The sequence below is a fragment of the Salinibacter sp. 10B genome (assembly GCF_002954405.1).
Lineage (GTDB): Bacteria > Bacteroidota > Rhodothermia > Rhodothermales > Salinibacteraceae > Salinibacter.
In genome coordinates, this window is sequence record NZ_MQWC01000004.1 from 2,368,309 (window position 1) to 2,388,836 (window position 20,528).

At 61.5% G+C, this 20,528-nt stretch carries 21 protein-coding genes and 4 tRNA genes; 12 read left to right on the top strand and 13 right to left on the bottom strand.

The features are described 5' to 3' along the window. Positions 1–209: 209 nt before the first annotated feature. The 11 genes from BSZ35_RS09780 to BSZ35_RS09825 all read left to right on the top strand — a co-directional run bounded on the left by BSZ35_RS09780 (position 210) and on the right by BSZ35_RS09825 (position 8,138). Positions 210–1,466 (top strand): MFS transporter, encoded by a 1,257-nt coding sequence (locus BSZ35_RS09780; protein ID WP_105012260.1) that lies wholly within the window; start codon positions 210–212, stop codon positions 1,464–1,466. A 405-nt stretch (positions 1,467–1,871) separates the two neighbouring features. Continuing rightward, positions 1,872–2,873, top strand: coding sequence for a TIGR00341 family protein (locus BSZ35_RS09785; protein WP_105012261.1), 1,002 nt, complete (start codon positions 1,872–1,874; stop codon positions 2,871–2,873). Between the two features lie 889 nt (positions 2,874–3,762). Beyond that, on the top strand, positions 3,763–4,614 hold the full coding sequence (locus BSZ35_RS09790; RefSeq protein WP_105012262.1) for a hypothetical protein: 852 nt from the start codon (positions 3,763–3,765) through the stop codon (positions 4,612–4,614). 132 nt (positions 4,615–4,746) lie between these two features. Then, a complete protein-coding gene (locus BSZ35_RS09795) occupies positions 4,747–6,006 on the top strand; it encodes an ABC transporter permease (RefSeq protein ID WP_105012263.1) in 1,260 nt (419 codons plus the stop codon). A gap of 197 nt (positions 6,007–6,203) precedes the next feature. Next, positions 6,204–6,440, top strand: a complete 237-nt coding sequence (gene rpmB, locus BSZ35_RS09800; protein WP_105012264.1) for a 50S ribosomal protein L28 — start codon at positions 6,204–6,206, stop codon at positions 6,438–6,440. A gap of 164 nt (positions 6,441–6,604) precedes the next feature. Further along, positions 6,605–6,769, top strand: coding sequence for a 50S ribosomal protein L33 (gene rpmG, locus BSZ35_RS09805; protein ID WP_105012265.1), 165 nt, complete (start codon positions 6,605–6,607; stop codon positions 6,767–6,769). 3 nt (positions 6,770–6,772) lie between these two features. Further along, positions 6,773–6,928, top strand: coding sequence for a hypothetical protein (locus BSZ35_RS19520; RefSeq protein ID WP_181149274.1), 156 nt, complete (start codon positions 6,773–6,775; stop codon positions 6,926–6,928). 208 nt (positions 6,929–7,136) lie between these two features. Beyond that, positions 7,137–7,210: transfer RNA gene (locus BSZ35_RS09810), tRNA-Pro, on the top strand. Positions 7,211–7,271: 61 nt separating this feature from the next. Next, positions 7,272–7,345, top strand: a tRNA-Arg gene (locus BSZ35_RS09815). Positions 7,346–7,435: 90 nt separating this feature from the next. Beyond that, a tRNA-Cys gene (locus BSZ35_RS09820) sits at positions 7,436–7,506 on the top strand. An 80-nt stretch (positions 7,507–7,586) separates the two neighbouring features. After that, a complete protein-coding gene (locus BSZ35_RS09825; RefSeq protein WP_105012266.1) occupies positions 7,587–8,138 on the top strand; it encodes a GNAT family N-acetyltransferase in 552 nt (183 codons plus the stop codon). A 31-nt stretch (positions 8,139–8,169) separates the two neighbouring features. Here BSZ35_RS09825 and dnaB read toward each other — a convergent pair whose 3' ends face one another. From dnaB to rplM, 13 genes are all read right to left on the bottom strand, one after another. Further along, entirely contained in the window at positions 8,170–9,747 is a 1,578-nt protein-coding gene (gene dnaB / locus BSZ35_RS09830) for a replicative DNA helicase (RefSeq protein ID WP_105012267.1), read from the bottom strand. 50 nt (positions 9,748–9,797) lie between these two features. Further along, positions 9,798–10,739: a uracil-DNA glycosylase gene (locus tag BSZ35_RS09835; RefSeq protein WP_105012268.1), complete on the bottom strand. Its 942-nt coding sequence runs from the start codon at positions 10,737–10,739 to the stop codon at positions 9,798–9,800. 111 nt (positions 10,740–10,850) lie between these two features. Further along, positions 10,851–12,116: a bifunctional phosphopantothenoylcysteine decarboxylase/phosphopantothenate--cysteine ligase CoaBC gene (gene coaBC, locus BSZ35_RS09840; RefSeq protein ID WP_105012269.1), complete on the bottom strand. Its 1,266-nt coding sequence runs from the start codon at positions 12,114–12,116 to the stop codon at positions 10,851–10,853. Positions 12,117–12,310: 194 nt separating this feature from the next. Beyond that, positions 12,311–12,604 carry a DNA-directed RNA polymerase subunit omega gene (locus tag BSZ35_RS09845; protein ID WP_105012270.1) on the bottom strand — a complete coding sequence of 98 codons (294 nt, stop codon included), beginning with the start codon at positions 12,602–12,604 and terminating at the stop codon, positions 12,311–12,313. A gap of 193 nt (positions 12,605–12,797) precedes the next feature. Then, entirely contained in the window at positions 12,798–13,364 is a 567-nt protein-coding gene (gmk, locus tag BSZ35_RS09850; protein WP_105012271.1) for a guanylate kinase, read from the bottom strand. 89 nt (positions 13,365–13,453) lie between these two features. Further along, on the bottom strand, positions 13,454–14,338 hold the full coding sequence (locus tag BSZ35_RS09855; RefSeq protein ID WP_105012272.1) for a YicC/YloC family endoribonuclease: 885 nt from the start codon (positions 14,336–14,338) through the stop codon (positions 13,454–13,456). Positions 14,339–14,502: 164 nt separating this feature from the next. Continuing rightward, positions 14,503–14,590: transfer RNA gene (locus tag BSZ35_RS09860), tRNA-Ser, on the bottom strand. Positions 14,591–14,692: 102 nt separating this feature from the next. Beyond that, positions 14,693–15,262, bottom strand: coding sequence for a ribosome recycling factor (gene frr / locus BSZ35_RS09865; protein ID WP_105012273.1), 570 nt, complete (start codon positions 15,260–15,262; stop codon positions 14,693–14,695). A 52-nt stretch (positions 15,263–15,314) separates the two neighbouring features. Further along, entirely contained in the window at positions 15,315–16,097 is a 783-nt protein-coding gene (pyrH, locus tag BSZ35_RS09870; RefSeq protein WP_105012274.1) for a UMP kinase, read from the bottom strand. A 209-nt stretch (positions 16,098–16,306) separates the two neighbouring features. Then, a complete protein-coding gene (gene tsf, locus BSZ35_RS09875; RefSeq protein ID WP_105012275.1) occupies positions 16,307–17,137 on the bottom strand; it encodes a translation elongation factor Ts in 831 nt (276 codons plus the stop codon). Between the two features lie 56 nt (positions 17,138–17,193). Beyond that, positions 17,194–18,159 (bottom strand): 30S ribosomal protein S2, encoded by a 966-nt coding sequence (rpsB, locus tag BSZ35_RS09880; protein ID WP_105012276.1) that lies wholly within the window; start codon positions 18,157–18,159, stop codon positions 17,194–17,196. A gap of 285 nt (positions 18,160–18,444) precedes the next feature. Beyond that, positions 18,445–18,834 (bottom strand): 30S ribosomal protein S9, encoded by a 390-nt coding sequence (gene rpsI, locus BSZ35_RS09885; protein ID WP_181149409.1) that lies wholly within the window; start codon positions 18,832–18,834, stop codon positions 18,445–18,447. 53 nt (positions 18,835–18,887) lie between these two features. Further along, positions 18,888–19,334 carry a 50S ribosomal protein L13 gene (gene rplM / locus BSZ35_RS09890; RefSeq protein WP_105012278.1) on the bottom strand — a complete coding sequence of 149 codons (447 nt, stop codon included), beginning with the start codon at positions 19,332–19,334 and terminating at the stop codon, positions 18,888–18,890. Between the two features lie 326 nt (positions 19,335–19,660). Between rplM and BSZ35_RS09895 the strand changes: the two genes are divergently transcribed. Beyond that, positions 19,661–20,293, top strand: a complete 633-nt coding sequence (locus tag BSZ35_RS09895; RefSeq protein ID WP_105012279.1) for a sigma-70 family RNA polymerase sigma factor — start codon at positions 19,661–19,663, stop codon at positions 20,291–20,293. Positions 20,294–20,528: the final 235 nt, after the last annotated feature.

Here is a 20,528-nt window from a genome sequence, read left to right on the forward strand (position 1 = left end):
GAGGTTCGACCCTGCATCTTTGGCCCCCACCCGTTGGTTTTCCTTCCGGTCCGAGTGTTATGGTACAGCGGCCCGATGGTCGTGACGGGCAGCTCCCTGACCAGGATCGCACTCCGCCATCCGAGACGCCCCCACGAGATGCGGAGCCCTCTCCATCGCGGCCGAGAATCCGGTGCATATGCCCTTGCTCATCCAGTCCGCCGCTCTCTGTGTCTAATTCGAAGACGGCGAATCCATACCTGATCCTCTTTGCGCTCTGGCTGATGATGTTCTCGGCCAGCAGCCAGTTGATCATCATGGTGCCGATCCTCCCGGAAATTGCGGACACTCTGGGAGTAAATGCCGTCCTGCGCGGGATGCTGCTTACGGCCTACGCCCTGTCGTTGGGTGCCTCGGCCCTCATCACGGGCCCGGCGTCCGACCGGGTGGGCCGCCGCAAGATTCTGCTCTACGGCTCCGGCATTCTGGCCGTCACGCTCACCCTCCACACCGTGGCGGCCGACTACGAGCTGCTCCTCCTCATGCGCCTGCTGGCTGGCATCGGTGGCGGCATGCTGAGCGGCGGTACGGTGGCGTACGTGGGTGACTACTTTCCCTACGAGCAGCGCGGCTGGGCCAACGGCTGGGTCATGAGCGGAACTGCCTTCGGCCAGGTCCTGGGCGTGCCTCTCGGCAAGGTGTTGGCCACCGGCTTCGGCTATCGGTGGCCCTTTCTGATGTTTGCCATTACGATGGCCCTGGCCACCGTCCTCATCTGGCTCTTCGTGCCACAGCCGAACGCGGACCTGGACGAAGAGCCCCTTACCCCCCGCCGCTTCCTCCAGAAATATCGGTACCTCCTCGGCGGCTCCGAGATCGTCGCCGCCGTCCTCGCCTATTTCCTGATGTTTTGCGGCTTCGGCCTCTTTACGTCGTTTCTTCCGACGTGGCTGGAAACGGAAATTGGCATCTCGGGCTACAGCATCGCGCTCCTCTTCGCCATCGGGGGCACGGCGAACGTGCTGGCCTCGCCCCTCGCGGGACGCATCTCCGACGAGGTGGGGCGCAAACCGCTGGTGGTGTGGTCGTGCCTGGCCTTGGGCCTGCTGTGCGCGGTGGCCCCTGCATTGATCGTCGGCTTTACGTCGGCCTCCATCCTCTTCTTCCTGGCGATGATCTCAGTCGGAATCCGGATCAGCCCCCTCCAGTCCCTCATGACGGCCCTCGTGTCGGACGACAAACGCGGGCTTCTGATGGGAATGGCGATCAGCCTGGGACAAGGCGGCTTCGGGATCGGAAGCTTCGTGGCAAGCCTCACCTACGGCCCGTTCGGCTACACCAGCAACGCTATGGCCGGGGCCCTCGCGATGGTCCTCATGGCGGCCCTCGTCCATTGGGGACTGCCTGAACCCTCCCTCTCCTCGTCCGACTCTCCTTCTCCGCCTCCTGCCTCCTCCCAGTCCCCAAGCGTCGCCGAGGCGCCGTGAGCGTAGCGAACAAGTGCTTTCAGACTGCGCCCTGACCAAGGAGATCTGGGATCTCCAGGGAGGAAGCAGTTTTAGACTGTGCCGTGAGCACACGACTCGGGCCGTACCGTTCCCACCGTCAGCAAACCGAAGAACGAATCGTCGCCCACCGTCCCAATTCATGGGGCCCGAGTTTGTCCCTGCCCTTGCTCGTGCATGCTCTACCACCAGGTGCCAGAGCCAACAACCGTAACAATACGCCTGTACGCTCCCATGACGCGTCGAGGACGCCCCCTCGTCGAGAGGGCCGTCGGCACTCTCTGCGCGGGTCCTCCGTATACGGGACGGCGCGGGCCCGTGAAGGGGCCGCCAATCACGGCCGCGCGCCTCTCGCCGCCTCGCCCCTCATCTAGTTTTTGAAGCGCCGTGGCCCTTCGGCTCGTGGACATCTACCGGCCCGACGACGCCGGTTCGCTCAATTTGCCCGACAATACTTATACGGTCCTCGGGCACTGGACGTACGCCCTGGATGAGAATCAGCGCGTCGACCGCGTGCTGCTGGAGATGGAAGAGACCGAAGCCTTTCTCGACTGGGTGGACGACGCCCTTCCCGTAGAGCATCGGGTCGTGCTCCAATCGGTCGAGGCGACGCTGCCCCGCCCCGAACCGGAGGAGGAAAACGAAGAATCCGAGGCGGAGCCGGACGCGGAAGACGAGTCGGTGTCGGTGAATCGCATTAGCCGGGCGGAGCTGTACGAGGATGCGAGGGATGCTACTTCGGTATCGGGCTCGTTCGTGGCACTTACCCTTCTTTCCACCATCGTGGCGGCTGGGGGCATGCTTCGCAATCAGACGGCCGTCGTGATTGGTGCGATGATGATCGCGCCTCTCCTCGGCCCGAGCCTCGCCCTGGCCCTCAGCACGACGCTCGGCGACCGGTCGCTGCTGGGTCGGTCGCTCTGGGCCAATATTCTCGGGGGAGGCCTCGCATTCGGGGGAGCGCTCGGAATGGGTCTTCTGCTTCCGGTCGACCCTACAATTGAGGAGATCGCCGCCCGCACCATGATCGGATTGCCTGACGTGGCCCTTGCTGCGGCCGCCGGAGCGGCGGGCGTACTGGCCATGACCCGTGCCCAGGCCACGGGCCTGGTTGGGGTGATGGTGGCGGTGGCACTGCTGCCACCTGCTGTGGCTTTGGGACTACTACTGGGGGCCGGTCATCTGACTGAAGCCCTGCAAGCGGGGCTTCTCACCGCAACGAATATTGTGGCTCTGAATCTGGCCGCCGTGTGCACGTTCTTCGTCATGGGCGTACGCCCCCGTGACTGGCGTGACCTGGAGCAGGCCCGCACCTCCATCCGCCTTGCTCTTGTGCTCTGGGGCGGGGCCCTCGCCCTGCTGATTGCCCTTCTTTGGCTGAGTGGGTAGGCCTGCGAGCATCGGGGCCCCTGCCCCTCCCCACCAAATCTGGAAGCGCTTTCAGCCAAATCCCTATCCTCTCTTATCCAGATCCATTGCGCGCTACCGTTCCGTTCCCCCGATCTTAACGATCGCAAAGGGATGCGTGTCTCAATTCTTCTTTTCTCATTCGACTTCTCGCCCTTTTTCTATGTCGACTCCTCCTCGCTTTTCTCTTCCGACCTCCTCTTCGAACCGCTCTCCGTACCTTCGGCCTCTTCCCCCGGGCCAGCCGCCCGAGGACCTTTCGTGTCTCGATGATACACCGCCTCCCCTCCGTCCCGCACGCCCCCCAAACCGACGGGACTAGTGGTCAGTCAAGCTGAGGATGCCGGCTGTCGAATTGAACACGCTGTGTTGAATACGGCATTCTGCGGCCTGAATACGGTCCACAAGCCGGGGTTTGACCCGACATGGAAACCATGACGTACCACTAATGCACTCCCGTTCGCATTGGAGCATGGGTGCTTTTCAGTTCGGGGGGGGGGGGGCAAAGTGAACCCGTCCCAGACGTACCTGTGACCAGTCTCCATCGAGTCTGGCGCATTTCCGTTCCTCGCTCTCGTGCTCCTGCGCACGCAACAGATCGGCGTCGGAGCAAGAGGTCTTACAGATCCGTTGCTCTCCCTCTTCCCTGAGAATCTGCACCTCTGCGTCCTGCCCCCTATGTTTTTGGTGTGTCTGCACTGCACGTGTGCGCAAGTTCCAGCGCCTCCACGACGGGTCGTCCATCGTGCCCGCTGCGTTTCTCCCGCTCCGTTCCGGGAGCAAGAACTCCTGCACGATGCCTGGACCGCCCTATCCACGCCCGCGTGCATGGCCACTTCGCATGTACTGCTGATCCTCTTTGCGCCTGCCTATGACCTCTGCTCGCCCACTTTTTGCCGTTGCTTTCCTCGTCCTGCTCGGACTAGGATGCTCGTCGAGCTCCGACTCGCCGACTCGCTCAGCCCCCGCCCCCACCGATACGCTCACCCTCGATACGAAGGCCGACTCTGTGGCCGCCCGGCTGTTGGAGGCGCACGGAGCAAATGCCTTCGCTTCGGCCCCGTATCTGCGCTTCAACTTTGCCGTCGAGTCGCCAAAGGGCACACAAGTCGTAGCACGGCACCTCTGGAACCGATCCACCGGAGAATATCGCGTGGAGTGGAGCGAGGGGACGGACTCCTCGTACGTCGCAATCGTCAACGTCCGAGAGGTCACGAACGGCGTGCCGACCGGAAATGCGTATCTGAATGGATCTCAACTCGACGGCACGAGTGCTCAGGCTGCCCGTGAGGAGGCTTATGGGCGCTTTATCAACGACACCTACTGGCTCCTGGCCCCGCTTAAAACATTCGATCCGGGAGTGAACCGACGCTACCTACCGGATTCGTCAACCGCCGAGCATGACGTTCTCCACCTTACGTTCGGAGAGGTGGGCCTCACGCCCGGGGACGAATACTGGCTCTATGTCTCCTCGGAAACTGGGGCACTGGACCGCTGGGCCTTCCACCTGCAGGGCATGAAGGACGAGCAGCCGCCCCAGGCATTTAACTGGACCAACGACACAACCCTCACGGCCCCGGAGGGAGAGGTGACGCTGTCGACCCGAAAGGAGGCTGTGGGCGGACGTACTGCCATTCTCACGAATGAGCTGGCCTTGCCCTCCAGTTCGCCGGACGGGGCCTTCTCCACGCCGACGCCGATGCTGGACCCGACGTCGAACTGACGCGAGAGCGATCCGTGCCCCGCGTGGCCGCGCCTCTCTTTCCCTTTCACCTGCTCTTTGGGCACATTGACCAGGGGACGACAGTAGAGCCATCCGCTCCGGAGAACTCCTTTCTCACGTGACGGCCCTATCGTGGACTACCGCTTCCAAATTGCCCGTCGGTATCTCGCGAGTCGTCGCGAGGTGTCGCTAATTTCGGTCATCACCGGCATCTCGATGACTGGCGTCACGCTGGGCGTCGCGGCTCTGATCGTCGTCCTCTCGGTAATGAACGGCTTCTACGACTTCGTGCGGGATCTGCTGGTGTCGGTGGACCCACACGTTCGTATCGTCAACACCGAAGAGCGTGGCATCACGAACGCCGATTCGCTCCTGCGCGTGGCACGCTCGGTGGACCACGTCCAAACCGCGGCGCCGTACGTAGAAGGCAAGGCCCTCCTGCTCTCCCCAAAAGACGCGGGCGCCAACCAGGTCGTGCAGGTCCGCGGCATCGATCCGGCCGCCATGGGCCAAACGACGCCCAGCATGGCAACGGGCACCTTCGACGTGGAGACAAGCGCGGCGGGACCGTCAGGCATCGTCATGGACGTGTCGATTGGCCAGAGTTTCGCCCTCGCCCCAAGCCGGGACGGCACTTCGTCGAGCACCGTAGGGCTGCTTTCCGCCCCTGCGATCGAACGCACCCTCACCCAGGTGTTCGCCAGCCCGCCTGTACAGCGATTCGAAGTGCGCGGCCTCTTCGAAATGCGGGCCGCGACCGACCGACGACGCGTCTTCATTGGACTCGATGAGGCGCAGCGTCTCTTCCAAACCGGCTCGCAGGTCACGGGGATTGATCTTCGGCTCGACAACCTCGACCGCGCGAGTACCGTGAAGGCGCAGCTCCGTGAGCGTCTTCCTGCGACCCACTATTCCGTACAGACGTGGTACGACCTGCAACAGTCGCTCTACGACGTGATGCGACTGGAAAAGTGGGGCGCCTCTGCCATCCTGGGCCTCATCGTCATCGTTGCGGCCTTCAACATCGTGGGCTCTCTCACGATGGTCGTCATTGAGAAGCGGCAGGACGTGGGTGTGCTACAAGCCATGGGCGTGTCCCCCTCCAATATCCGCCGCATCTTCCTTCTGGAAGGCGGACTGATCGGAACGGTCGGCACTGGGGTCGGCCTCGTCCTCGGGCTGGGCCTCGCCCTTCTCCAAAAACACTTTAAGCTCGTGCCGATGGCCCAGGCCCAATCCTTTCTGATCAACGCCTATCCCGTTTCGATTCACCCGCTGGACATCATTCTCATCTCCGTCGTGTCGTTTGGACTCTGCGTGCTGGCCTCCCTGTATCCTGCCGCTCGGGCTGCCGCCATCGAACCCGCTCGGGCCGTCCAAATGGACCAGTGATTGCTTCTTCTGCCTCCTATGTATTGCCTGGCTCCGTCTGGGGACGCCCCGTCCGCTCGGCCCGATTGAAATCGCGCTGTCTTCACGAACAAAGAATCGGTATTAGATCTATAATTCGACTGTCGAATTCGGGCAGACGACTGAAAACATCCTGCCCTCTATTGCTTGCTGACACTCACTGACCGTAGAGGTACACCATGGCCCGTAAAGACGATATTACCGGCGAAGGCCCGGTGACCGGCAACAGTGTATCGCCGTCCAACCAAAAGACCAATCGTCGCTTCAAGCGGAACCTGCAGAAGAAGAAGTTTTACATTCCGTCGCAGGACCGCAAAGTGACCCTGAAGGTATCGGCCAAAACCCTGAAGACAATCAACAAAAAGGGCATTGAGGCGGTGCTGAAGGAGGCGCGCAAGCAGGGATACGACGTGTAGGCCCCTCCCTCCCGACGGCATAGAGGGAACGGAGCGTACTGCGCCTTTGAGGTCCCAATGGAGCCGCCGTTCGAAATGGCCCCTCCGCCCGGATCATCGTGCCGACGTACGAGTGTCCCGTACGCCCTCGCGCACTGGTTTGTTGAATTTATCCCCATAGTCCAATGGCTACAGGCGACCGCGTGCAAGTCACGCTCGAGTGCACGGAAGAGCCGGGGACGTCCCGCTACCACACGACGAAGAACCGGCGGAACGACTCCGACCGCATCGAGATGATGAAATACAATCCTGTTCTTCAGAAACACACCCTTCACCGAGAGACGAAATAAGCCATGGCGAATGGAAACAACACGAGTACGGCCTCGCGGAAAATGGCGAAGCTCGTCGTAGCAGAAAAGCGAGAAAACGGAAGTTACGGCTTCCGCCAGAAAATTGTCCCCCTCGACGATGTAGAGGAGGAACTGGAGGCTGCCAAAGAACAAAACTAGTGTGTGTAACACACGTTGTGCACGAATGCACTCGGCAGAGCCCGACAATCTCGGAGCGCTGACTGTGCCTCTCGCCCGCATGGGGCTGTCCTCTTTGTCCCCGCCGGCGACTGCTCAGCAGTCCTCTCGTCTAGGCTCGGAGCTGTAGGTGTCGTAGTGCGCATCCCCTTACGGGAGCGGGTCTGTTCGGACGCCGGTCCCGACCTTGCGGGGCGTGGCGCAGCTCGGTAGCGCACCTGCTTTGGGAGCAGGAGGTCGCCGGTTCAAATCCGGCCGCCCCGACATTTCTCAGCAATACTCGCCCCGAGTTCTGCTCTGTGGCTGCCAATGGGGTTCTCAACCTGCGCCCGTAGCTCAGTTGGATAGAGCAGCAGACTTCTAATCTGCAGGTCGCAGGTTCGAATCCTGCCGGGCGTGCCGGTCTCTTCTACGGACTCTTGATCCGACGAGCGGGATGAGGAGGAACTTGCCCTCAATCCGGTCAATTTAATCGACTGAACATAATTCGGTGACGTGGCCGAGTGGTCAGGCAGAGGCCTGCAAAGCCTCCTACGGCGGTTCGAATCCGCCCGTCACCTCTAGGCGTCCACTGAGTCTCTGCTCGGTGGGCGCTTTCGCTTTGTGGTGCGCGTCTTTCGTCACTCGGCCGTCCTGCTCAATGCCGGAACTGCCCCTCTCCAACGGGTTCGTCCTTTCCCCCGTGGAACGGAGCGACCGCGACGCGATCGTCGAGCACCTTCAGGACCGCGAGATCTGGCGGAATACCCTGTACATTCCGTATCCCTATACGGAAGAAGACGCCGACACGTGGATCGAGGGGCGGATCAATCATCGTCGCGACCAGCCGGCCGAGGTGACCTTCGCGCTTCGCAATCCGGACGAGAAGCTCATCGGCGTGGTTGGGGCGGACGACCTAGAGGTGGGCACCACCCATCGGGCCAATCTCGGCTATTGGCTGGCAAAGCCGTACTGGGGACGAGGCCTCATGACGCGCGCGGCGCGTCGGTACACACGATACGCCTTCGATCACCTTGAGGTGGTGCGCCTTACCGCTGAGGTCTTCTCATGGAATCAGGCGTCGGCCCGCGTGCTGGAGAAGCTGGGGTTCCAACGGGAGGGGCGTCTCCGCAAGCACCGCGAGAAGGACGGCGATCTCGTGGACGTGTTGTATTACGGCCTGCTCCGGGACGACTTTCGGCCCGAGGCGTAGCGCAACACGGCTGCCCTTGGAATCCCGGGCGCTAAAACGGCGCGTCGTCTTCGAACGACCCCGCTCCGTCGCCGGGCGCCGGCCCCATACCGCCGCCTCCAGGCGGACCGCCGCCCTGTCCGTCGAACTGCGTCGTCAGGTTTTCGAAGCGGGCGTACTGCTTCACGAACGCCAGCTCCACACTGCCGATAGGGCCGTTACGCTGCTTCTCGATGATGATCTCGCCGATCCCTTCCGTCGAGTTGCCCTGCTCGTCCACCGTGATGCCGTAGCGCTCGGCCCGGTAGATGAAGGCCACCACATCCGCATCCTGCTCGATCGAGCCCGACTCTCTGAGGTCCGAAAGCTGCGGGCGCTTGTCACCGCCCCGGTTCTCAACGGCCCGGTTGAGCTGCGAGAGGGCAATCACCGGCAGGTTAAGCTCCTTCGCCAGCCCCTTCAGCGAGCGCGAGATGTGAGCAATCTCCTGCTCCCGGTTGGCCCCGCTGCGGAGATTGGCGCCGGACGCCTGCATGAGCTGCAGATAGTCGACCACCACGAGGCCGATGTCGTGCTCGGCCTTCAAGCGGCGCGTCTTGGCCCGCAGCTCCAGCACGCTGAGGCCCGGCGTGTCGTCAATGAAGATGTCGGCCTCGCTGAGCTTGCCGGCCGCCCGGGCCAGGTGTTGCCAATCCTCGTCGTTCATCTGGCCGGTGCGGGCCTTGTGCGCATCCACCCGCGCCTCGGACGTAAGCATCCGCTGGGCGAGCTGCTGCGCCCCCATCTCCAGCGAAAAGACGGCTACGCCGGTCGAGCGCTCCGGGTGCGTGGCGGCGTTTTGGGCGCAGGCCAGAGAAAATGCGGTTTTCCCCATGGAGGGCCGAGCCGCAATAATGATGAGGTCGGACGGCTGCCAGCCACTCGTGAGATCGTCGAGCTTCGGAAAGCCACTGGGCACACCCGTGATGCCACCGTCCTGCCCGTGAATCGTCTCCAGATGTTCGAAGGTATCTTTCACCACCTCGTTCATCGGAGCGGCGGCCTTGCGGAGCTGCGAGTCGGAAATCTGGAAGATCTGGCTTTCCGCCTCGTCCAGCAGCTCGAAGGCATCGGCACTGGAGTCGTAGGCCTTCCCCACGATCGTCGTCATCGTCTCGATCATCTTGCGGAGCAGCGACTTCTCCGCAATGATCCGGGCGTGATACTCAACATTGGCGGCAGAGGCCACCTGCGTGGTGAGCTCTGTCAGATAGTAGGACCCACCCACGGCCTCCAGCTGATCGCGACGCTTCAGTTCCTCGGTGAGCGTCACGAGGTCCACCGGATTGCCACGCTCAAAGAGGCTCAGGATGGCCTCGTAGATGTTCTGATGCTTGCTGCTGTAAAACGCATCCGGCGGCAGCACCTCAATCGCTTGCGGAATGGCCTCCCGCTCGATCAGCATCGCCCCCAGCACCGACTTCTCTACGTCCGTGGCCTGCGGGGGCACACGACCGGAATTCTCGTGTACCTGCTCGGCCTGTTGACGTCGACGGTCGCTCTGCCGCCCCCGCATCTTGTCCAGGGGGTACGACGGCGACGACGAGTCGTCGATGCTCAGGTCTTGTTGAGAATTGTCGTTGTCGGCCATGAAGAGGAACGGTCACATTCAGCCCAGCACGCGCACAGGTGGACTCTGTCTTACGCCTCCGATTCGTCCGTGAGCTCATCGTAGCGAGTGCGAAGTAGCTTGACGTCTTCCCAGGTGGGCCGCTTCCACTGCGAATTCCGAAGGAGAGCAGCCGGATGGTACGTCACCATCAGCGGAATGCCGTAAAAGTCGTGCTCCTGATCCCGCAGGTTGGACAGAGACGAACTGCGGTCCAGCAGCGTGTTGCCGGCCACTTTCCCCACTGCCAGAATGATCTGGGGACGGATGAGGGCGAGCTGCTTGTAGAGAATGGGCAGATGCGCCTCCACCTCGTCGGCCTTCGGGTCCCGATTTCGGGGCGGGCGGCTCTTCAGAATATTGGTGATGTAGATCTCCTCCCGCGTAAAGTTGATGGCGTCGAGGATCTTGTCGAGCAGCTGCCCGGCCCGGCCCACAAACGGCTCGCCCTCCTTGTCCTCATCGCGGCCCGGCGCCTCCCCAATGATCACGAGGTCGGCCTCCGGATCGCCCACGCCAAACACCGGGTTCTCCCGATCCTCGTCGATCGGGACGAGCACGGTCTCCGCAAGATACTGCTCTACCTGATCGAGCGCATCAGCATCCTTGTAGGGCGCATCGTCGGGCACCAGGGCATTAATTCGTTCCCAGGGCGGAAGAGTCGGGTCTTCCTCGGGCGGACGAGTCCGGTTACCAAAGAGATCCTTGTTGGGCATGTTGTCGTCGGAAGGCGAGTCGGCAGCGGGTGAAGATGAGGACGAAGGGGAGTCGGGCGTATCGGCCCGTTCAACGGTCTGGGACTCGGACGCGTTGGCCCCAGTGGCTTCAACGTCGGAAGACGGGGGCGGAGCAGCAGTGGACGCACCGGGATCGGCGGTCGGGGAAGACTCTGAGGCGTCGAGCGGAAGGAGAGAGCCGTAGAGGGCCTGCTCGTGCTCGACGATGCTCCGCAACTCACGCAGAAGGTCGCGCATGAAGAATGAGGCGTATTTCGTGACTCGTGATTGCGTATCCGCAAGGCAAAACGGAAGACCTCACGCGTCACGCCTCACGGGACAGTCTCTTCATTTTTAAGGAGGATGCGGTCACGAAGCCTTTTCCGAGTGAGCAGACAGCACCCGATCGAGAATCGCCTCCGCCACGTCCGACTTTGCCATCAGGGGGAGATCCTCGCTTGCGCCGTCACGCGAAAGGAGCGTAACGCGATTAGTGTTGGGCCCAAATCCGGCCCCTTCCTCCGTGAGGTCATTTAATACGATCCAGTCGAGGTTTTTTTCCTCCAGCTTGCGCCGGGCATTCTCGTAGGCATCATTGGTTTCCATTGCGAACCCGACGAGTATTTGCCCGGAGCGCTTGTGATCGCCAACCGTCTTCAGGATATCGGGTGTCCGACGAAGGTGCAACACGAAATCGTCGCCCTTCTTCAACTTCGTGTTCGACCGTTCGGCAGGAGTATAGTCGGCCACAGCAGCGGCCATAAACACGAGATCGGCGGTGTCCCGATGCGCCTGCACGGCTTGGTTCATTTCTTCGGCCGTCTCGACGCGTACCACGTCCACGTCCTCGGGAGGAGCAAGCGTCGTCGGTCCCGTTATGAGCGTCACAGTGCCTCCGCGTCGGGCAGCGGACCGGGCCAAGGCGTGGCCCATCGTGCCGGTGGAGCGGTTGGTGAGAACCCGTACGGGATCAAAGGGCTCTTGGGTCGGCCCGGCAGTCACGAGCACGGATTCCCCTTGTAGCGAGCGATCGCCGAAAGAAGCGCTCGATGCAGCGGTGGACTGCTCCGCCCGATCGATCATCTCCGCACTCCGCTCCCGGATGGCATCCGGTTCCGGCATGCGCCCCTGTCCCACCAGCCCACTGGCCAGCTCGCCGTGCGCCGCCGGCATCACCGCGTACCCCATCTCCTCAAGGCGCTCCAGGTTGTCCTGAGTCGCCGGATGCCGGTACATTTCACGATCCATCGCCGGACACACCAGCAGGGGACACCGTGCCGAAAGAGCGGTGGCCGTGAGCATGGAATCGCAGAAGCCCCGCGCAAGCTTTGCGACCGTGTGCGCAGTGGCAGGTGCCACGACAAAGAGATCCGCCCATTCCCCAAGAGTCACATGCTTCGTCCAGCTGCCCTCCTCATTCTCCGGAAAGATCTCCGTTAGCACCTCCCGTTCCGACAGGGTGCCAAGTGTAAGCGGCGTAATGAAGCGCTCGGCATCGGGCGTCATGAGCACCTGAACCTCGGCCCCGGCCTCTTTAAACAGCCGAACGAGGGGCGCCGCCTTGTACGCAGCAATGCTCCCAGTCACGCCCAGGAGAAGGTGCCGTCCAGTAAGATCGGGGGGAGACGCGCTCATCGGACGCGCAGAACGGGGAGGATCCAAAAAACCAGTTGACGGGTGCGCGCGCCCCCTCTGCCCAGTGCCTCCGACCGCCTCGATCACTGCTCGGCGTGAGGCTCAACTGTAAGGCCCGCTATTCTCAATCATCGTCGAGACTGGACGATGATTCTACCCGCTGGGGGGAATTCCCCCAGGAGTGGGGCGCAGCCCTATTCTTCGTCGGGCTTGCGGTAATAAAGCTTGTCCTCGAGGAAGTCGTCAATCGCGATCTCCGTCGGTTCAGGTTTTTTCTCGTATTCGAGCGAGACCTTCTCCTGCTCCTCCTTCATGCGCACGTCCTCCATTTCGGGACCAAAGCCCTCGAAGTAGGAGAGCTTATCTTCGAGCTCGGACCGCATGTCGGACGAGACCTGGCGCGAGCGCTTCGAAAGGATCGCCACCGTTTCGTACAGATTGCCGGTGCGGTTGGCGAGTTCGTCGATGTCGAGGGTTTCGATGGCCATAATCAATCGGGACTACTTCAGTGGTCGGTTGTGCCGGACGCTCTCTTCCTGCTCTATTGGCGCGGGATGTAGCGTGACGCAGTGACTCGTAGTACGACCGGGAAAGACACTCTCACGGCGTGCACATCACGACTTCCTCTTCATGCCGTGCGGCTCCGCCTCGTTGGACAGGCAATCCCCGGAGGCAGAACAATCACAACTCTAGAAACTGGTGGATTCGGTCCAAGGTTTCCTGCACAGCCTCCTCCAGATCATCATTCACGACGACCCCATCAAACGACTCTGCCTTTTCCAGCTCGCGGTCGGCACGCGCCAGCCGGTCGGCAAGAGCTTGGTCGTTTTCCGTTCCTCGCCCCTGGAGCCGACTGCGCAGTTCTTCTTTCGAGGGCGGAGCAACGAACAGCACGAGTGCATCGTCGCCAAACGCCGCCTTGACGTTTGTTGCGCCGTCCACGTCAATGTCCAGAAGCACCGGGCCCTCTTCGGACTTCGTCTCGATTTCGGACCGCAGGGTGCCGTAAAACTGATCAGGATACACTTCTTCGTACTCCAGCAGGTCGCCGTTGTCGATGCGCCGCTGAAATTCGTCAACTGAGAGAAAGTGATAGTCCTCCCCGTCGACCTCATCCGGACGCGCCGGACGGGTGGTGGCCGAGACGGAAAACTGCATCTCCGGCATCTGCTCCAGCACGCGGTGTGCTATGGTCGTTTTGCCGGCGCCGCTGGGCGCGGTGAGAACGATGACGTTCTGGTCGGGCATGGGGCGGTAAGGGGTCAGCAGCGTTGAGGGGGCAGCGTCTGGGAGTACGTATCGAAACGCACAACGCTCAGCCTGCAACGCAAAACGGATTACTCGACGTTTCGGATCTGCTCCTTAATCTTCTCGATTTCCTCCTTCATGTCCACAGCATGACGGGAGATGACCTCATCGTCGGCCTTGGCCCCAATCGTATTGGCCTCCCGGTGAATCTCCTGCGTGATAAATTTGAGCTTGCGCCCAGAGGGGTCGTCGCTGTCGAGGGCCTCCCGAAACATCTTAAGGTGGGAATGCAGGCGCACGCACTCCTCGGTAACGTCGAGCTTGTCCGCCAGCATGGCGATCTCGGTCTCGATCCGGTCCGAGTCAACCCGATCATCCTCGATGAGCTCCTCCAGCCGCTCTCGCAGGCGCGCCTGCCGTTCCTCCACCCGTTCCGGCGCCCGTTCTTCGATGGCGTTCAGGTGCTCATCGATCGCATGGGTTCGCTGCTCGAGATCGTCCTGGAGGGCTGTGCCCTCGTCCGCCCGCATCTGCTGCAGGTCCTCAATGGCCGCGTCCAAGGCCTCCAACACAAGGGGCCACGCACGCTGGATCTTGGCTGCCTCAAACTCCTCCTCCGCGGCAAAAATGTCCTCGAACTGGAGCAGGTGGTCGAGGCGAACGGGCTCCTTAATCTGAGCCGCGGCACTGAGCTGCTCTAGCCGCTGCTTGTAGCGCATGGCGGCGTCCGCATCGATGGCATCCGGCAACGCCTCCGCATCGGCCTGCTCCACGCTCACGTCCACGTCGAACTGCCCTCGCTCAAAGGCGTCCTGGATCCGAGAGCGCACTTCTGCCTCCGCCTCGGCCATTGGGTCAGGGAGATGGACGTAGACGTTGAGGTGGCGCTTGTTGGTCGAGCGGAGTTCGACGGAGGCCGTGGCCCCCTCCCCACTGGCCCGACCATGGCCGAAGCCCGTCATGCTGCGAATCATACTGAAGGAGCGTGTTGCAGTGAGGGGATAGGCGTTGGGGAGCAGAGCAGCAGGCGTTGTGGGGCGCATACGTCCCAAGAACGCAAAACGCCGGGCGCCCCACGAGGCCAATCAGAAAAAGCCGAGCCTCGAATCGACTCGGCTCCTTCCGTGAACACAAAGGGCGGAGGGGGAGGGATTCGAACCCTCGGTACCCCAAGGGGGCACACTCGCTTTCCAGGCGAGCACCTTCGACCGCTCGGTCACCCCTCCGGATGTGTACATTAGGAATGCGGAATGGGGAGTGTGGAGTTCAACGTTGACGGTGGAGAATCTCCAAAATTCCGCACTCCCCACTCCCGAACTACAAATTCGCTACACGTCCATAATCTTGTCTTTCTTCTTCTCGAGAAGCGTGTCCACCTGATCGGTGTGCGCATCGGTGATCTCCTGGAGGTCTTCTTCGCCCCCGTACCGCACGTCTTCCGACAAGTTCTCATCCTCGACGATGCGCTGGAGCTCGTTCTTGGCGTCGCGACGGATATTGCGGATCGAGATCTTGGCGTCTTCGGCACGCTCACGGGCCGTCTCCACCAACTCCTTGCGCCGCTCCTCCGAAAGGGGCGGGATGGGGATGCGGATCTTTTCCCCGTCGTTGTTCGGATTGAGGCCCAGGTCCGCCTTCATGATGCCCTTCTCAATGTCCTCCATCGCGTTGCGATCAAAGGGTTGCACGACAAGCAGGTCGGGCTGCGGGGCACTCACGCTGGCCACCTGGTTAAGGGGCGTCTGCGAGCCGTAGTAGTCCACCGTCACGTTTTCGAGCATGCCGGGGGACGCCCGTCCGGCACGAATCGTCTTAAGCTCCGACTGCAGATACGATACGGCTTCCTCCATTCGCTCGTCGGCCTCATCCAGCAGGTCCTGAATCGGGTCGTCGGGCATAGGTCTGTGCGGCGAATGCGTGAGAGTGGCGAGAAAAGAGCGGGGTACTGTATTACGCCGGCACGCGCTCAGCCGTCGCTTCCGTCCCATCCCAATGCACGCGGGTCCCCACGGTTTCTCCAGCCAGCAGGTCCGGCAGATTCCCCTCCCGTCCCATGTTGAACACGATGATCGGCATTTCCGATTCCTGGCAGAGCGTGAGGGCCGTCATGTCCATCACGCGCAGGTTCCGCTGAATGACCTCCTGCCCGTGGATGCGAAGAAACCGCTCCGCGTCGTCGTTCTCTTCTGGGTCCGCGGTAAACACCCCATCCACGCGGGTCCCCTTCAGAATGACGTCGGCATCAATTTCGAGACCGCGGAGCGCCGCGGCCGTGTCGGTGGTGAAGTAGGGATTCCCGGTGCCGGCCCCAAAAATCACGACGCGTCCCTTTTCGAGATGGCGGATGGCCCGCCGCCGAATAAACGGCTCGGCGATCTCTTCCATCTTGATGCTCGACTGCAGGCGCGTCACGAGATCCACCTGCTCAAACGCATCCTGAAGGGCCATGCCGTTAATCATGGTGGCCAGCATGCCCATATAGTCGGCGTGCGCTCGCGTCATCCCTTCCATCGCATTTTCCACTCCCCGGAAAATGTTTCCTCCCCCGATGACGATTGCCACCTCGGCTCCCATCTCCACGGCCTTCCGGACCTCTTCGGCGTACGACCGGAGCACGGCCTCGTCGATGCCAAACTCACGCTCCCCCCCAAGAAGGGCCTCCCCACTGAGCTTCAGCAGAACACGCTGGTATTGCAGCTCCGAATGGCCATTGTCTGCAGAAGGGGGACTCATGAGCAAAGCGGAAATTGAAGGCAAGAGGGAGGACGTACGCAGGGGCCGAGCCGCACCGGCGCATCGACGGTGCTCTCGGCCCCACAGTCATGAACTCAATGCGGGCCAAGCAGTCACAACCCGGCGAAGATGGTCGCGCCGAGCAAACCCCTTCGTGCCCGGGAGCCCCCCAACAGCACGAAATCGAAGCTGGGGCGACGAACCGGCGCTTAGTCTCCGAGTGCGTACCGGGTAAACCGGTTCACCGAAAGCCCCGCATCGTCGATCATTTCCTGCACGGAAACCGAGGAGTCCTTTACGAAGGCCTGCTCCAAGAGCACGTTGTCCTCGTAAAAGCGGTCGAGCTTGCCGTCCACGATCTGATCAATCACGTGCTCGGGCTTGCCTTCATTCAGCGCGGCTTCGCGGGCCACTTCGCGCTCCTCTTCGGTGACCTCTTCCGGCACCTCGTCGCGCGTGACGGCAATCGGGTCGAGTGCTGCGATCTGCATGGCCACGTCGCGCCCGGCCTCCTCCAGATCCCCGTCGCCTTCGACATCAACGAGGACGCCCAGCTTGGAGCCGGGATGGATGTACGAGATAATGCGGCCATCGTCACTCTCCAGCAGATCGACCCGGCGAACAGCCAGCTTCTCTCCAATCTTCCCGGTGAGTGCCACCAGCTCATCCTCGACTGTAGCGTCGTCCTCGTACGTGAGCGCCTTCAGGGCGTCGAGGTCAGAGGGACGCTCCGTGAGCGCCAGCTCCGCCACGCGGTTGGCAAACTCCTGGAATTCGTCGTTGCGCGCCACGAAGTCGGTCTCGCAGTTGACCTCTACAATGGCTCCAACCGAGGCATCGTCCGAAAGGGCCGTGACGACGAGCCCCTCATCGGCCTCTTTCGCGGCACGGTCCGAGGCCACTTCCTGCCCCTTCTTCCGCAGAATGCTCACGGCCTCGTCGAAGTCGCCGTCAGCCTCTTTCAGGGCCTCTTTGCAGTCCATCATGCCGACGCCCGTTGCGTCGCGCAGCTCTTTTACCTGTTTCGCAGAAATGCTCATGTCTGTGGGGGGTGAAGGTCTTCCGTGGGACGTTTGCGAGGGAAAAGGGGACGGAGTTACGCGGACTCCTTCTTCATCTTGCGCTCTTGGAGCCCTTCCATGACCGCATCCGTGATGGTAGACGTCACCAGCTCGATGGAGCTGAGCGCATCGTCGTTCACCGGCACCGGATAGTCAATCTTCTTCGGGTTGCCGTTGGTGTCGACCATGGCGATGATGGGGATGCCGAGATTGCGGGCCTCGCTTACGGCAATCTCCTCGCGCTTCACGTCAACGATGAAGATGGCCCCAGGCAGGCTCGCCATGTCGCGAATGCCGCCGAGCGTGTTCTCCAGCTTCTCATGCTCACGGAGGCGAAGCAGCTTCTCCTTCTTCTTCAGCTTGTCGAGCGTGCCATCCCGCTCCATCCGCTCAATCTCCTCCATGCGGCGAATCGACTTCCGGATCGTCTGGAAGTTGGTCATCGTGCCCCCAAGCCAACGATCCACCATGTGAGGCATGCCGCACTCTTCGGCGTGCTCCCGCACAATGTCCTGTGCCTGCTTCTTCGTACCGGCAAACAGGATTTTCTTGCCGCGCCGGGCGAACCGCTTGGCCGCCTCGGCCGCCTTGTCGAGAAGGACCTGCGTTTGCATCAGGTCGATGATGTGGATGTTGTTCCGCTCCATGAAGATGTATTTCTCCATGCGCGGATTCCACCGGCTCGTGAGGTGCCCAAAGTGGGCCCCCGCCTTCAGCAGGTCCTCAATCGTTACGCGGTGGGACGATTCCTGCTCGGACTCGCCCTCTTCGTCGGACGCCTCGCCACTCGAATCAGCATCGGTCGCAGCGTCGCCGGTGTCCGGCTGCTGCTCGCCCGCGTCGGGCGCCTCTGCTTCTTGTGCTTCTTGGTCGTCCGTTTGATCGTCCGTCTCCACTTCTTCTGAGGACTCGGCCTCCGCCGTGGATGCCTCGGCAGCTGCCTCCTCGGAGGATTCGTCGGGACTTGTGTCGGGGTCTTGCGTAGTTGTGTCGTCAGCCATAAAAGTCGGAAAAGGAAATAGACATTGGGTTTAGACTACTACGACCGTCATTTGCGCAGCGAAACCGCACGCTGGGCAGGAGAGCGCGGGGGAGTGGGAAGAGAGGGCGAGAGGGCAATGCAAGGAGTGCCCACACGCTCCCGTGCTCCCACGCCCTCATACTCAGGCGCGGTCAACCCACTGACGCATCGGGCCGTATGATTGATTTTGTGCAGTTTCGAATTGCGAGTGGCGAAGTGTCGAACTGAACCCATTCGACACTCGAAAATCGCAATTCGCCACTGTCTAACGTTTGCTGTACTGGCTCTTCTTCCGGGCACCGGGCTGGCCGTACTTCTTGCGCTCGACCATCCGGTCGTCGCGGGTCAGATAGCCGGCATCGCGGAGCGGGCCGCGCAGCTCCTCGTCGTACTCCACGAGGGCCCGGGCAATGCCGAGCCGAATGGCCTCGGCCTGGCCGGTCAGTCCGCCCCCGGACGCATTGACCTTCACGTTGAACTGACCAATCGTATCAGTCACGTCGAACGGCTGGTCGAGCGTGCGGCGGCGCCAGGGATTCGGGAAGTACTCGTCCGCGTCGTCCCCATTGATCTCAAAGCTGGATCCATCGCCGGGGCGCAGATAGACCCGCGCCGTCGCGGTCTTTCGACGGCCGATGGCCTGGAATTGCGTCATCGTTGGCATGGCAAGGTCGTGCAGTCGTCAAAAAGAATCTCGTCAGCAAGGTGCTATGCTTCCTCAAGGGGAGCAGGCTGCTGGGCCTCATGTGGATGATCGGGGCCTGTGTACACCTTCAGTTTCTTCATCATCTTGCGCCCGAGAGGGCCCTGAGGCATCATCCCCTGTACGGCCCGCTCAATGAGCTGGGTGGGACGATCCTCTCGCACTTCTTCGGGAGACTCGGTATGGTCGCCGCCCGGATACCCGCTGTATCGGAGGTATTCTTTGTCCTGCTCCTTGCGGCCGGTGAAGCGTGCCTCCTCGGCATTCACGACAACAACATAATCGCCCGTGTCCATATGGGGCGTGAATGTCGGCTTGTGCTTGCCGCGAAGGACGCGGGCAATGTCGGAGGCCAGACGACCCACCACGCGGTTCGTGGCGTCCACCACGTACCACTCGTGTTCAATGGTGCTGGGCTTGGCCTGGAAAGTCTTGAAGCTTTGCGTGTCCATCGATAATTCAGTCGCGTCACTCGGGTCGAAGCGTACAGGTGAGGCCGAAATGGCCACAGGGACGAACGGCCGCTCTCGCCTGTCCGTCCTGCAAACGAAAACGGCGGTCGTCGCCGCGTCCGTAGCCGAGGCCCAACGGCAAGCCTTTAGCACGGCCAGGGAGAGGGCAAGTTTTCACTGACGAAGAGATTCCTGCAATCTTGACGGAGAAATTGGCGTTGACGGAGGCGTGATGGTCTCTTATTGTGTAATGTTTTCTGTCCCGATTGGGGGCGGTTCTCTATGAGTCTATTTCGGGTCCCCTGCGATCACGTGCTCCCTTCGCTATGACGACCCCCTCTTCTCACCTCCGTACCGTCCTCGACCAGCTCCCCTTCTCGGTGGAGAACACGGACGCTGCCAATGAGGCATTTCGGCGCTGGACAGAGGGGAAAGATCCGGATGCCGAACGCCTAGTGGACATGTGGACCTACTGCTACGTCTGTCGCTACTTCCTGACCAAGTCCACCGGCGATTCCTTCGACAGTGTCGCTGCTCCGTCCAAGCTCATTACCCGAGCCTACGAAAAGGTGCAGGAGAAACGCGACGAGGTACGGAACCCCAACCGGTACGCCAACTGGGTCAGCGTGGTCTGCAAAAACACCTTTTTGAACCACACCCGGTACGACCGGACGGCAGAGTCGATCCACGAGGAGCGGGGCCCAACCCTTCGGGCCAACGAACCGCAACCCACTGCGGAATACGGATTCGTGCGGGAAGCCCTCGCAGATGCCATTGACCGCCTTCCCGACTACCTCCAACGACCCGCCCGGCTCTACTTTTTAGAAAACATGGAATTCGAGGAAATCAGTGAGGCGGTTGGAAAGGCCGTTCCCACCATTCGCACCTACAAGCACAAAGCACTACAGAAGCTCCGGAAAGATGACACCCTGCGCGAATACGTAGACCAGACGACCTAATGCAAAAAAGTATGAAGTCCTCTCAAGACAGGTTATGTCGGATCTCGCAATGTGTCTGTTCTAACAACACGTTCTTACAACGTGGGTTCTGACGTCTATTTCTCTCCCTGAGATTCGATTCTGCGTCTCGATTCTGCGTCGAAGTGTCCAGATAGATCTCTCGTTGCCGGATTATCCCCCTGTTCGTACCGCCCCCACACTGTACGAAGAGTCCTCATAATCCGTTGAGGAAATG

Bases quoted from the DNA above. Each gene is read 5' to 3' on its own strand.
- rpsB (WP_105012276.1), bottom strand. From the start codon at position 18,159: ATGGCTGACGACACAACTACGCAAGACCCCGACACAAGTCCCGACGAA.
- BSZ35_RS09790 (WP_105012262.1), top strand. From the start codon at position 3,763: ATGACCTCTGCTCGCCCACTTTTTGCCGTTGCTTTCCTCGTCCTGCTC.
- coaBC (WP_105012269.1), bottom strand. From the start codon at position 12,116: ATGAGCGCGTCTCCCCCCGATCTTACTGGACGGCACCTTCTCCTGGGC.
- BSZ35_RS09835 (WP_105012268.1), bottom strand. From the start codon at position 10,739: ATGCGCGACCTTCTGCGTGAGTTGCGGAGCATCGTCGAGCACGAGCAG.
- rpmG (WP_105012265.1), top strand. From the start codon at position 6,605: ATGGCTACAGGCGACCGCGTGCAAGTCACGCTCGAGTGCACGGAAGAG.
- rpsI (WP_181149409.1), bottom strand. From the start codon at position 18,834: ATGACGCAATTCCAGGCCATCGGCCGTCGAAAGACCGCGACGGCGCGG.
- frr (WP_105012273.1), bottom strand. From the start codon at position 15,262: ATGCCCGACGACCCGATTCAGGACCTGCTGGATGAGGCCGACGAGCGA.
- BSZ35_RS09845 (WP_105012270.1), bottom strand. From the start codon at position 12,604: ATGGCCATCGAAACCCTCGACATCGACGAACTCGCCAACCGCACCGGC.
- dnaB (WP_105012267.1), bottom strand. From the start codon at position 9,747: ATGGCCGACAACGACAATTCTCAACAAGACCTGAGCATCGACGACTCG.
- gmk (WP_105012271.1), bottom strand. From the start codon at position 13,364: ATGCCCGACCAGAACGTCATCGTTCTCACCGCGCCCAGCGGCGCCGGC.
- BSZ35_RS19520 (WP_181149274.1), top strand. From the start codon at position 6,773: ATGGCGAATGGAAACAACACGAGTACGGCCTCGCGGAAAATGGCGAAG.
- tsf (WP_105012275.1), bottom strand. From the start codon at position 17,137: ATGAGCATTTCTGCGAAACAGGTAAAAGAGCTGCGCGACGCAACGGGC.
- BSZ35_RS09895 (WP_105012279.1), top strand. From the start codon at position 19,661: ATGACGACCCCCTCTTCTCACCTCCGTACCGTCCTCGACCAGCTCCCC.
- pyrH (WP_105012274.1), bottom strand. From the start codon at position 16,097: ATGAGTCCCCCTTCTGCAGACAATGGCCATTCGGAGCTGCAATACCAG.
- rpmB (WP_105012264.1), top strand. From the start codon at position 6,204: ATGGCCCGTAAAGACGATATTACCGGCGAAGGCCCGGTGACCGGCAAC.
- rplM (WP_105012278.1), bottom strand. From the start codon at position 19,334: ATGGACACGCAAAGCTTCAAGACTTTCCAGGCCAAGCCCAGCACCATT.
- BSZ35_RS09825 (WP_105012266.1), top strand. From the start codon at position 7,587: ATGCCGGAACTGCCCCTCTCCAACGGGTTCGTCCTTTCCCCCGTGGAA.
- BSZ35_RS09855 (WP_105012272.1), bottom strand. From the start codon at position 14,338: ATGATTCGCAGCATGACGGGCTTCGGCCATGGTCGGGCCAGTGGGGAG.